Consider the following 11,555-nt stretch of genomic DNA (forward strand, 5'->3'; position numbering starts at 1 on the left):
TTTTAACGGTCTGTTAAGCGAAACTCAATCCGTCGATTATGGGCGTAAGCTTCTGCTGTATTGCCGGAATCAAGAGGTTGAAAGTCTGAAAACCCCGTGGCGGCGAGATGACGGGGATCGATCCCTTCAGCAATGAGCATTTTGACCACCGTAATCGCACGTGCCGAAGAGAGCTCCCAATTGCTGGGGAAGGCCGTGTGAATCGGCTGTTTGTCTGCATGGCCGTCAACACGTAAGATCCACGGAATATCGGTCGGAATCGTGGCTGACACGTCATGAAACGTATGGGCAAGGGTGCGGATTTGCCGTCTACCTTGCTCACTCAAAGCGGCACTTCCTGGTGGAAAGAGAATTTCGGACTGAAACACAAAGCGATCGCCGACAACGGTGATGCCAGATTGGTTTTTGAGAAGGTCATGCAGCCGTCCGAAAAACTCAGAGCGATATTTTTTGAGCTGATTGATTTTGTCCGCTAGGGCGAGATTCAGCTTTTTATCCAAATCAGCAATTTGCTCATCTTTGCTCTGCGCTTCTTTTCTCTCCACATCCAATGCTTCTGCAATGGTTTGGAGTTGCCGGGTGAGTTCAGCAACTTGTGCAGAAAGCGAGCTAATTTCGCCAGATTGTGCTGTTTGTAAGCTGCTTGCAGAGCTATTGGTTTCGGCAAGTTGGCGCTCTTTATCCTGTAGGGTGGATTGCGCTGTAGCGAGAGCGGCCTCTTTAGCGTGATAAGCGTTCGTTAAGGCCGCATTGCTTGCGCTAAGGTTTTTCGCTTGCTGTTGGCTTAGGGAGAGCATGTTGGCCAGACGGCCAACTTCTTGCTTGAGTGTTTCAAGTGTATGCTCACGTTGTGTCATTGCGACGGACAGAAACTGTTGCCCAACGACAAAGACAAGCAACACAAACGTAACGACCATAAGAAGGGTCGAGAGTGCGTCAACATAGCCGGGCCAGACGTTAAGGCTGGAATGTGAGCGTTTGCGCCGGGCCATGGTTAGTCCTCCCGTGACAGAGAGCGTTCATGGTGTAAGTCGCTACGCAAGCCAGTCAGTTCGCGTTCAATTTGCTGAAGAATTTGAGGGGTTGCTGGGTCATTATAACGCTGCTCACGGACGGCTTTTGTCAGCTCTTTGAGAGCACTCAGAACAGCGGCCCGGCTTTCTTCAGCGTCATGAGCATTTTTGCGCAACATCGAGATATTCTGCTGAAGCAGTGAGACATTCTCGGTGGTTAGGCGCATAAAATCCTGCACGCGCGGGAGCCATGTTTCCATCGTTTCTGACAGAGAGGCGAGTTCGGCTGGGTCAGACAAAGAAACGCTGGGGCGTGATGGTGAGCCATCTACGCGTGTAATTCCTGCAAACCATTCCTCAATATCATTAAAGAAACGTGTCTGCGCTTGGCCTGTTGTCAGGTCTAAAAAGCCCAACACGAGAGCACCAGCAAGACCGAACATAGAGCCTGAGAAGGCTGTCGACATGCCACCTAATGGCTGCACTAAGCCCGTTTTAACATGGTCAAACATGGCGGTGAGGTCACTCCCGCCAGAAGGCATGCCGCCGATCACATCAGCGATTGAACGAACGGTTAGGAGTAAGCCGTAGAACGTGCCGAGCAGACCGAGGAAGACCAGAAGCTGCGTGATATAGCGTGAGATTTCACGGCCTTCATCCATGCGTGCTTCTAAACTATCAAGGAGCGAACTCGTCGTCTGGGATGATAAAGAGAGATGCGCGTTGTGTTCCCGCCGTGCTGTAATGATGCGGGCCATGGGGGCGAGGAGGCGAGGCGCTGGGGGGAGGCTCAGTCCAGAACGATTTTGTTGGAGGCACTCAATCCAGCGTACTTCGGGGAAAAGGCGGAACGTGAGGTGGAGGTTCCAAGCAACACCAATAAGGAGGATGGCGATGATCGTGCCATCAAGTCCTGGATTGGCCATAAAGGCATGGATAAGCATCGGGTGTAGCGCATACGCAAGACCCAGAATAACGACCAAGAAAAGGCCCATACGGACTAGATAACGCGTGGGGCGTGTCACGGCGTTGGTGCTCCTTGTTTGTCAGAAGAAAACGTATCGGGTGCTGCAACAGATGTTGGGGCAGGGCCAGTTTCAGGATTGGCATCCACCGCGATATCCAGTCGATCAGCAGGATCGTGGTCAGTGGGTTCGGGACGGCCTTGCGCAACTGGATAGATACGCGTGCTCGCAATGCCACTACGAATAAGGATAGAACGAACAGCTAAAGCCCGCACCAGTGCAATGCGACGCGGCATGGAGAGTTCGTCTCCCGGCAATGTCGCTACACTATGTAAAATGAGTCGTTTGGTTGGTTGGTCGGCAAGCTCTTTTCCAAATTGGCGTAGCGCCTCAATCGTGGCTTCATCCATATCTGTTGAGGAAGTGGCGAACTCAATACGCGGCCCTTGGCCTTCGCGCGTGACAAAATGGCTCTGTGCGTTTGCAGTGGGTTTTATCTCGTCAGGAGGAACAGCTGGATGGGTGGGGGTTGGCGTAAAAGGAGAAGCGATGACAACCTGAGCGGGTGCTTGAGGTGGAACATCTAAAGAGCGCGAATAGCCCGACGGCGTGGCAGTTGGCGGTGGTGTTTGCTTCTGTGTCGCCGGTGTATGAAGCGCTCTGTGCTGTGTGGAAGAAACGCTTTGATGGGGTGACGGCTCGGAGGGCAGAGCTCCAAAATTTGTGGAGACCTGCGCATGAAGGCTGTGTAGCGGCATGATCGTGAGAAAAGCCGATGTCAGCAAAAAAAGAGAAAGGGGCAACCTATATGTCATGTTGTCACCCTAGACGAGAGCAATAGCGTCCTGCAATGCTCTTCAGGTGCTATTACTCTCAAAGAACACGGAGGATTAAGCGCTGGTTAACGCTCCGTGAACAAGGTCTTTCAATTGGGTATGAAAATGTGGATTTGCAGCCACAATATTCACGTCCTCATCAATGCCGCCAAGCTCACGTCCTTCATCATCAGTGGCATAGCCACCGGCTTCAAGAACAATGATGATTCCCGCAGCGCAATCCCATGGCTTCAGGCCAAGTTCCCAATAGCCTTCATAGCGGCCAGCAGCCAACCAGGCGAGGTCAAGTGCGGCGGCGCCGCAACGGCGGATCCCGGCGACCTTAGGCATCAGAGAGCCTAGAATACGCCCGAAGGGACGATGGCGCTCAACGGGAACCTTCGCAAAAGGAATGCCGGTTGCAAACATGGATTCGGAGAGTTTGCGACGGGCCGAAACCCGCAAGCGACGTTCATTAAGGAACGCCCCAACGCCTTTCTCAGCCCAGAACATCTCATGGGCGACAGGGTTATACACCACACCCGCGACCAGCTCGACTGTTCCATCAGGGTGACGGCGTTGCAGGCCGATGGAAATCGCCCAATGGGGGATACCGTGGAGAAAGTTGGACGTGCCATCTAGGGGGTCCACAATCCAGCGCCATGTCCAGTTATCGCCACCAGAGGCACCGCTTTCTTCCATGAGGAAAGCATAGCCGGGGCGAGCACGGGTGAGCTCTTCACGAATGGTGTTTTCAGCACGCATATCGGCCTGAGAGACAAAGTCTCCCGGGCCTTTAATGCTCACCTGAAGTTGTTCGACTTCTGCAAAATCACGCAACAGAGAGCGCGCTGCTTTCTGTGCCACATTTTGCATGACCGTCATATGAGGAGAGAGGCGCATGGATCAGTCCTTAGCACGCTCAACGTAAGAAGCATCATCGGTGCGGACAACGATGCGTTCACCAGCGGCAACGAAAGGGGGAACCATAACTTTCACGCCATTGGAAAGCTTGGCAGGTTTGTAAGAAGAGCTTGCTGTCTGGCCTTTAACAACAGGGTCAGCTTCAGCGACTTCAAGGGTAACTTGTGATGGAATTGTTGCTCCAACTGGGTCGCCTTCAACCAGCTTAATGCCTACTTCCATATTGTCTTTCAGGAATGGGAGCTGGTCACCCAAAATATCCTTAGGAAGCATGGTCTGCTCAAAGGTTTCAGGATCCATAAGAACGATGTTGTCGCCATCCATGTAAGAATAGATGTAGTCTCTATCTTCTGTGATTAAACGCTCAACTGTATCAGCGGTCCGCCAACGTTCGTTGCTTTTATTGCCGGTTTTGATGTCACGCATCTCAACCTGAATAAAGGCGCCGCCTTTACCGGGGGTTAAAATCTGCTGTTTTAGGACGCTCCAGCGGCGACCATTATGTTCAATAACCTGTCCGGCACGGATAAGGTTGGCTTGCTGTTTCATGTCAGCTCCTGATGTGCAATGCAAAAGATCGGTCTATGTTCCCTGCGGCTTCTAGCGGGCAGCGCGAGGGGAGGCAAGATGTTTGGACATTTTGCCGCATGATGCCTGTCGTCGTTCCTCACGTAAAGGCGTGAACAGTTCCGTTTGGTGCTTTCACCTGACGCTGTGGGTTTTTGTCCTCGCTTTGGGGGAGGAGATAGTCAGGGCCGAGTGGTACTTTGCCTTTTCCACCGGGGATATCGACCACATAGGTGGGCCAAGCGAGCCCTGTAACACGTCCACGTAAATGGGCGAGCAAAGCGCGTCCTTCTTCAACTGGAACATGGAAATGGGCTGTACCAGGGGCAGGGTCGAGATGGTGGAGGTAATAGGGCTTCACGCGTGCTTTAATGAAAGCGCGGAACAGATCTTCCAATGCTTCTGCTGTGTCATTAACGCCACGCAGCAAAACGGATTGCGAAAGGACTGGGATAGCACGACTAAGAAGCGAGCGCACAGCCAAACGTGCGTCATGGCCGAGTTCACGGGCATGGTTGGCGTGCAGCACGACCCAGACGGAGCAGTCACTCTCTAAGGCATCGAGCAGAGCGGGCGTTAGGCGCTCCGGCGCTGCGACGGGCACACGCGTATGGAGACGGATTGTTTCAATATGAGGAATAGCCGAAAGGCGAGAGATGATCTTTTCCATACGCCGTGGCGACAGCATGAGAGGGTCGCCGCCTGTTAAGATCACTTCGCGAATTTTAGGGTGGGCTTCAAACCATTGAAAGGCGGCTTCTAATGCCTCATCGCTGAGGAGGCCTCCACCAGGGCCGACATGCTCACGTCGAAAGCAGAAGCGGCAATAAAGTGGGCAAATCAAGAGGGGTTTGAGTAAAGCGCGGTCTTCATAACGATGCACAACGCCTGGCACGGGAGAGAGTGCGTCGTCACCAATAGGGTCAACATCTTCATGAGGCTGTTGCGTGCTCTCGCGTGGGTCTGGGATGACCTGTCGCGCTATTGGGTCGTCTGGATGTTCAATGAGGTTTGAAAAAGCAGGCGGAATGGCCGTCGCGTAATCACGGGCGACGCGAAGCAGGGCCTCTCGTTGATCCGGTGGGACGAGTCCGGCTTGGATGAGAGAATCGGCTGTGCGCAGGGTTCCCTGATGGGGCGTAGATGGAGCATCATCATTCATGATGGGTGCTCTAGCGAACTGTTTTCCCCTTACGCAACCCACTTATGGAGTGGCGCAGCCAAATTGTGTACTATTGTATTTATGACTGTACTACCTTCTCATGATCGTTCGCTAACTGATCGTCTTCCTCTCTTGCGTCGTCGCGCCCGTATGCTTCAAGCGACACGAGCCTTTTTCGATGGGCGTGGCTATATGGAGGTTGAGACCCCTTATGTCGTGCCAGCCCCGGGGGAGGAAGTGCATCTTCGGTGTTTCCGCACGACCTTGGAACATTCGGATGGCACGTATGAGACGCGCTTCCTCCATACCAGTCCAGAATTTGCGATGAAGCGTCTCGTTGCAGGGCTTCATTGTCCAATTTTCCAACTTGCACGTGTATGGCGTAATGGGGAGCGTAGCGCGACGCATCATCCTGAATTTACGATGTTGGAGTGGTATCGCCCTGAAGCGGATTTATCCTCTTTGATGGATGAGACAGAGACGCTCCTCCAAGCTCTTCTGCCGCCTTCTTTGAGGGTAGGAGAAACGCTCCTTGATCTGACGCAGCCTTTTGAGCGGCTGACCATGCATGAAGCATTCTTACGTTATGTCGGAGCAGATGTGCTCCAAACAGAAGGAGACGCGCAAGCTCTCGCGCAGCAAGCGCAAGCAGATTTGCGAGAGGGAGAGAGCTGGGAAGATCTGTTTTTTCGTCTGTTGTTAGAGCGTATCGAACCCCATATCGGGCGTGAGCGTCCAACATTTCTAACCCACTGGCCCTCTGAGCAGGCGGCTCTAGCGCGGCGTGACCCTCATGACCCACGTGTGGCTTTGCGCTTTGAGCTGTACGCTGGTGGTGTAGAATTGGCTAATGCGTTTGAAGAACTTACCGATTCTCATGAGCAGCGGCGGCGTTTTGAGGCTGATCGGCAACGTAGGCTTGCTTATACGCCTGACCAAGATTGGGCCGTGGATGAAGCGTTTTTGCAGGCATTGCCACATATGCCGCCAACCTCTGGTATTGCCTTGGGGTTTGATCGTCTTGTGATGCTTGCAACGGGCGCCCCTCGAATTGAGGATGTGTTGTGGTTAAGCTGACGAGAGTTTTAGATGAAATACAGACGATTATCTGTCAGGAAAGAAAGATCACACCAGTCAGCATGTTGAGGATGATCATGCAGCACATACAGAAGCAGCGTTGGGTAAGAATGGCTTTGGCAGGCATAGTAATGGTGCTCGGGGTAACAGGCTGTGCTGTTCCTGAATTGCAGCGCCACTCTGTGCTGCAATCAATGGTGGGTCAGTCCTCGGTAGAAGTGTTGCGGCGTTTTGGCGTGCCAACACGGAACTATCAGACTCAAGGCCATACATTTTTGAGCTACATTCATACGCAAGAGAATTATTCTCCAGGGACATGGGGTGGTGACTGGGGTGGTTACGGCTATGGCTACGGTTGGGGGCCGGGCCTAGGGGCATGGGGCGGCGGTATGCCACCGATGTACTCAACCTCAACATGTCAGACGACATTTGAGCTGGTCAATGATCGGGTGACAAGCTGGTCATTACGAGGAGATGGCTGTTGAAGAACGGTCTGCCGAAGGGACTGATGGTCGGTGTGTGCATCTTAGGTGGGGGTATCCTGACCGGATGTCACAAGCTACCTGATCGGCAAGATGTATCAAGCATACGTCCTTCAGGTTATATGCGGCTTTTGCCGGAGGCAGCCAGTGTTGAGAGCCAATTTGTCCCCCCTAAAGATGGGGATTCACCTAACAGTCAGTCTGCTTACCATGTGCCGCCGACTGTTTCGTATGACGATCATACGCTGGATGAAAATCTGTCAGGCTCATTGGAGCAAGAAGATTATTATGTTGCTCTTAAAGAGGCAGGATGGCAGCGCTGGATACAAGAGGATGGCCCATATACTGTTTTGGCGAGCGCGAATAAAGCCATGGAAGCCTATGTATCAACATGGCCCGGGCATTGGCGAGATGCGGGCAATCATGCTCGGTTAAAAGCTTTCATCGGCCAAACCATTCTCATTGGCCGCTGGGATCTTGCCACGATCAGACGCCGGGCGCGTTATTACGGCGGTAATGTCTCGGTAAAAACACTCAGCGGGGCGGTCGTTACGTTGCATCCTCTGTCGTCATCAGGTGATGTGTTGGTTCAAGGCCCCTATGGTCAAACTCATCTAGTAGGAGGTGAGTATCTGCAATCTAATGGCGTTCTTTATATGGCTGATTCCGTCTTGCCGTTTGAGCCTTGAGGGCGGGACTGACAATGTGCGTCATTGGCCCTATGAGATGCACAAAAGTATCGTCACGTTTCTGTAGCTGAGTGAGAGGCAAAAGCTTTTTCATCCAGCATAAAAGTCGGAGACTATTTCTTAAGCTCGACGTTAAGATAAAAACTTATCCACTGCAGCCAGTAACGTGTGATCGTTTTCGTCTCCTCGTAGCGATACACTAAGGAAGTCCGCACCAGCTAGGCGTGCTTCTTGTGCGCTTTCTAAAGACGTGACGTTTTCGGCTACAGTGGGAAGTTCGGTCATGAGCGACCATTGCGTGATGGCCGTCTTTTCTGTTGCTGGGAAGGCAACATAATCGGCCCCCTGTTCACCAGCACGCATAGCGTCATCTAAGGTTTGGCATGTGCACCCGGTCTGAAGAGATAATTTCTTCTTGTTGAAAGAGGTGGGAACAGCTTTTAGCTCTCTGAGAGAAGGCATATGCACGCCATCAATATGATCAAGCGGGAGGCTTTCAAGAAGGCGGCTATCCAATGGTGCGATAATGAGCGCAACATTATGTGGGTATAGGCATTCTGTCAGAGAGCGCAGAAGGGCTGGGTCTAGTTTTTGCGAGAGGCAAAGCCGTAATGCCGTAACTGTTTCATACGCTGCAAAGGACGATAGGTGCGGTAAAGCGTTCGCTAGGTCGGCATCTGAGAGAATAGGGTAAAGATCGCAAGGGGTCATATTGGTATGATGTGGCAGATTGGAAGAGAGATGACCAGTCATCAAATAATGTCCTTTACATCAAAGCTTGTTGGTCGCGTTTGGAAGAGCCGTGTATCCGTATATTTTAACAGATCGGGAGTAGGGTGACGGCAGACGACTCCTGAAATGCCTTCATGGAGAGCTTGCGAAGCCAAAGCACTTGACGCTCCACAATCTAAAATCGAGGGGAGATGGGGGGCGTCTTTAAGGAGGGCAAGCCACCATGGAATGCCCAATGCGCAGCCCGCAAATGGTGAAGAAATGAGCGTATAAGAGTGGCTCCCTTGTTTTAGCAGAAGTGCGTTGAGTGATTTCTGTGACGAAATGTGAATAAAGGGGGAAGGAAAGAGGCTAAACATGCTTGACGCTGCGTGGGGATACGTCATCCTGACAATTAAACCTTCAAAGACAAGGAAGTAAGCGGAAGTGAGTGTGGAGCAACAACAGACCGAACAGCAAGGCAGTGCCCATTCTGTTGACCGTCTTGAGGCGGCGCTAAAGCAGCTTGGCTTTGCGCTAGAGCAGCACGAAAATCAAGCTGAGCTTCAGCGTAAGGCGACAGAAGCGCGTATGACAGCACTCTCTGAGCGTATCAAAACGCTTGAAACGCGAATCACCTCCCTTTTGGGCGAAACTACTGAAACGGAAGAGAGGACATAAGCGATGGCGCAAATTACATTGCCTATTGGTGGGGCCAATTATGTTGTTGGATGCCAAGATGGAGAGGAAGAGCACCTAAAGCATTTAGCTCAGGAGGTTGAGAGACGCTTAGCAAAAGTGCGTGAGAATCTATCACCGGCTGGAGAAGGGCATGCTCTTTTCTTAACGACACTTGTGCTTGCTGATGAAATCTATGACCTAGAACATGGCAAAATGAGTAAAGAAGCAGAGAAAGTTCTCAAACGTGCTGAAGCAACATTGGATGAGAACAAGCGGTACCATACACGCCTTGCACAGGCTGCTGATATTGCAGAGCATTTGGCGCAACGGGTTGAGAAACATTCTGAGACGTTGGAGGTCGATCAGGCCGATACGCCTGCCCATTCAGGGTAAGTTTCTTTCGCTTGCTTTCCTGAACAGTTCTTGCACTTCGCTATAAGCAGTGCCATATGGTTCGTGGGGCTGCCCGGTGCGTCAGGCAACATCACCCCCGGGCCGATAATTACTTCCTAGGGAACTGGCTCTGTCGTGATCCTGGTCATGTTACCCGGTGCCCACCTGTCTTAGCAGGTCTTGGAAGGGTCGATAGAGGACCAACGGCTGTGGTGGCTCCACATTTTCCTGAAAATATTGAAAAGCGCAAAGATGCGTTGCGTAGAGCGATGAAGGCGCGTCGCGTGCTTCCTCTTCCACGGGAGAGAAATGCCATTATCCGGCGGCTTGCGCGTTTGGTGTGCTTTCTTGAGGGGAGGGCGGTTGCATCGGTGTGGCCGCTTTCGCAGGAAATTGATCTTCGTCCTCTTTGTGCACAACTTCATCGTGCGGGCTATATGGTCGCCCTCCCAGAAACACCGCCACGAGGCGAGGCGTTGCGATTCCGCCGCTGGGCGCCGCAACTACGGTTGCATCATGGGCGTTTCGGCACACTCCACCCAGCAGGTGAGGTGATAACACCCGATATCATCATCGTCCCTTTGTTGAGTTTTGACCGACAGGGCGGACGTTTGGGGTATGGTGGCGGATATTATGACCGGACATTAGCCCTCTATCCTCATGTTCCAGCTGTTGGTTATGCTTTGTCTACGCAAGAGAGTGATGAGGTGCCGATGGACAGCTATGACCAGCGCCTGTCATATATCGTGACCGAACGCGAGATTATTCAAACAACACGGCCTGACCGTAAAGGATAACCATTGAGACTACTTTTTCTTGGAGACATCGTTGGCCGAAGCGGTCGTGAAGCTGTGCTAAAAGGCCTCCCAAGATGGCGTGAAGAGCTGCGACTGGATGCAGTAGTCGTCAATGCAGAGAATGCCTCACATGGTTTTGGATTATCTCCACAAATTGCGCGTGACCTCCTAGAAGGTGGTGTAGATGCCATTACGCTAGGAAATCACACCTGGGATCGACGTGATCTGATTGGACAAATTGACCAGTTCCCGCAGGTCGTGCGTCCGGCCAACTATCCGGCAGGAACGCCAGGGCAGGGGGGATGCGTTGTAGAAGTCTCTCGTGGACGAAAGATTCTCGTAGTGAATGTTATGGGGCGCGTTTTCATGGATGCGCTCGATGATCCTTTCCGTGCAGTTGAAAATATCCTCTCGCAACATCGCCTTGGTGTGAGCGTGCACGCGATTGTTCTGGATGTTCATGCTGAAACAACGAGTGAGAAGATGGGATTTGGCCATCTCTTTGATGGACGCGTCTCGCTGGTAGTGGGAACCCATACACATATTCCAACTGCTGATCACCGGATTCTTCCTAACGGCACAGCTTATCAGACAGATGCCGGTATGTGTGGTGACTATGACAGTGTCATTGGGATGGAAAAAAACAACGCCGTAAGACGGTTGTTGAAGAAAGTACCGACGGAACGCTTTCAACCGGCAATGGGTACAGCCTCTGTATGTGGATTGATGGTCGAAACAGACGATAAAACTGGCCTTGCCGTTAAGGTCTGCCCTTTCCGTCAGGGAGGCGAACTTTCAGCTTACATGCCAGATTTTTAAAAAAATATGACTTTTTTTAAAAAAAGGGGTTGTTGAGTTTTTCTGATGGTGTATAAGCCCATTCACCGGCGGCGCTGGAGCGGAGACGCGGCAGAGTTGACCGGTTGAGATGATCTTTGAAAGTTGAATAGGAAAGAGACTGGAAGGGATATATTGGCGGCGTTTTAGTGTTTAGGCGCTAGGACGCGAGTGTTGATGTATTCTGACATAGTTTAGATGCTTTGAATGCTTGTGCGTTTTGGTAGGATTGAACATGAGAGTTTGATTCTGGCTCAGAGCGAACGCTGGCGGCATGCTTAACACATGCAAGTCGCACGAACCTTTCGGGGTTAGTGGCGGACGGGTGAGTAACGCGTAGGAACCTATCCAGAGGTGGGGGATAACACCGGGAAACTGGTGCTAATACCGCATGATACCTGAGGGTTAAAGGCTTTTGTTGCCTTTGGAGGGGCCTGCGTTT

The 11,555-nt window shown here is 52.0% G+C and carries 14 protein-coding genes, 1 rRNA gene and 1 other RNA gene; 9 read left to right on the forward strand and 7 right to left on the reverse strand.

Annotation, left to right across the window (positions count from 1 at the left end; all coding sequences use genetic code 11):
• Positions 1 to 2 precede the first annotated feature (2 nt).
• The 6 genes from F457_RS0106315 to F457_RS0106340 all read right to left on the reverse strand — a co-directional run bounded on the left by F457_RS0106315 (position 3) and on the right by F457_RS0106340 (position 5,446).
• Positions 3 to 992 (reverse strand): peptidoglycan -binding protein, encoded by a 990-nt coding sequence (locus tag F457_RS0106315; protein ID WP_018980296.1) that lies wholly within the window; start codon positions 990 to 992, stop codon positions 3 to 5.
• A gap of 2 nt (positions 993 to 994) precedes the next feature.
• Entirely contained in the window at positions 995 to 2,038 is a 1,044-nt protein-coding gene (locus F457_RS12345) for a hypothetical protein (RefSeq protein ID WP_018980297.1), read from the reverse strand.
• A complete protein-coding gene (locus F457_RS13265) occupies positions 2,035 to 2,793 on the reverse strand; it encodes an OmpA family protein (protein ID WP_018980298.1) in 759 nt (252 codons plus the stop codon). The genes F457_RS12345 and F457_RS13265 overlap by 4 nt, the downstream gene beginning before the upstream one ends.
• Positions 2,794 to 2,868: 75 nt before the next feature.
• On the reverse strand, positions 2,869 to 3,696 hold the full coding sequence (locus F457_RS0106330; protein ID WP_018980299.1) for an inositol monophosphatase family protein: 828 nt from the start codon (positions 3,694 to 3,696) through the stop codon (positions 2,869 to 2,871).
• A 3-nt stretch (positions 3,697 to 3,699) separates the two neighbouring features.
• A complete protein-coding gene (efp, locus tag F457_RS0106335; protein ID WP_018980300.1) occupies positions 3,700 to 4,266 on the reverse strand; it encodes an elongation factor P in 567 nt (188 codons plus the stop codon).
• Positions 4,267 to 4,384: 118 nt separating this feature from the next.
• Entirely contained in the window at positions 4,385 to 5,446 is a 1,062-nt protein-coding gene (locus F457_RS0106340) for a lysine-2,3-aminomutase-like protein (protein WP_018980301.1), read from the reverse strand.
• Positions 5,447 to 5,527: 81 nt separating this feature from the next.
• On the opposite strand from F457_RS0106340, the gene epmA reads away from it, so the two are divergent.
• The 3 genes from epmA to F457_RS12355 all read left to right on the forward strand — a co-directional run bounded on the left by epmA (position 5,528) and on the right by F457_RS12355 (position 7,694).
• Positions 5,528 to 6,523 (forward strand): EF-P lysine aminoacylase EpmA, encoded by a 996-nt coding sequence (epmA, locus tag F457_RS0106345; RefSeq protein ID WP_018980302.1) that lies wholly within the window; start codon positions 5,528 to 5,530, stop codon positions 6,521 to 6,523.
• Positions 6,524 to 6,600: 77 nt separating this feature from the next.
• Entirely contained in the window at positions 6,601 to 7,008 is a 408-nt protein-coding gene (locus F457_RS0106350) for a hypothetical protein (protein ID WP_211209036.1), read from the forward strand.
• On the forward strand, positions 7,005 to 7,694 hold the full coding sequence (locus tag F457_RS12355) for a fasciclin domain-containing protein (RefSeq protein ID WP_156809366.1): 690 nt from the start codon (positions 7,005 to 7,007) through the stop codon (positions 7,692 to 7,694). The genes F457_RS0106350 and F457_RS12355 overlap by 4 nt, the downstream gene beginning before the upstream one ends.
• 132 nt (positions 7,695 to 7,826) lie before the next feature.
• Here the strand turns inward: F457_RS12355 and F457_RS12360 are convergent, their stop codons facing one another.
• Positions 7,827 to 8,447: a thiamine phosphate synthase gene (locus F457_RS12360; protein ID WP_018980305.1), complete on the reverse strand. Its 621-nt coding sequence runs from the start codon at positions 8,445 to 8,447 to the stop codon at positions 7,827 to 7,829.
• A 405-nt stretch (positions 8,448 to 8,852) separates the two neighbouring features.
• Here F457_RS12360 and F457_RS0106370 point away from each other — a divergent pair, with 405 nt between their 5' ends.
• From F457_RS0106370 to F457_RS0106390, 6 genes are all read left to right on the forward strand, one after another.
• Positions 8,853 to 9,086, forward strand: a complete 234-nt coding sequence (locus tag F457_RS0106370; protein ID WP_018980307.1) for a hypothetical protein — start codon at positions 8,853 to 8,855, stop codon at positions 9,084 to 9,086.
• 3 nt (positions 9,087 to 9,089) lie between these two features.
• Positions 9,090 to 9,479 carry a cell division protein ZapA gene (locus tag F457_RS12370; RefSeq protein ID WP_018980308.1) on the forward strand — a complete coding sequence of 130 codons (390 nt, stop codon included), beginning with the start codon at positions 9,090 to 9,092 and terminating at the stop codon, positions 9,477 to 9,479.
• A 63-nt stretch (positions 9,480 to 9,542) separates the two neighbouring features.
• A non-coding RNA gene (gene ssrS, locus F457_RS13560) (6S RNA) lies at positions 9,543 to 9,702 on the forward strand.
• Positions 9,689 to 10,276 carry a 5-formyltetrahydrofolate cyclo-ligase gene (locus F457_RS0106380; protein ID WP_018980309.1) on the forward strand — a complete coding sequence of 196 codons (588 nt, stop codon included), beginning with the start codon at positions 9,689 to 9,691 and terminating at the stop codon, positions 10,274 to 10,276. Before ssrS ends, F457_RS0106380 begins: the two co-directional genes overlap by 14 nt.
• A 3-nt stretch (positions 10,277 to 10,279) precedes the next feature.
• Positions 10,280 to 11,095 carry a TIGR00282 family metallophosphoesterase gene (locus F457_RS0106385; protein WP_018980310.1) on the forward strand — a complete coding sequence of 272 codons (816 nt, stop codon included), beginning with the start codon at positions 10,280 to 10,282 and terminating at the stop codon, positions 11,093 to 11,095.
• Between the two features lie 249 nt (positions 11,096 to 11,344).
• Positions 11,345 to 11,555 (forward strand): 16S ribosomal RNA (locus F457_RS0106390); the annotation flags it as partial.

The organism is Saccharibacter floricola DSM 15669, from assembly GCF_000378165.1.
GTDB classification, from domain to species: Bacteria; Pseudomonadota; Alphaproteobacteria; order Acetobacterales; family Acetobacteraceae; genus Saccharibacter; species Saccharibacter floricola.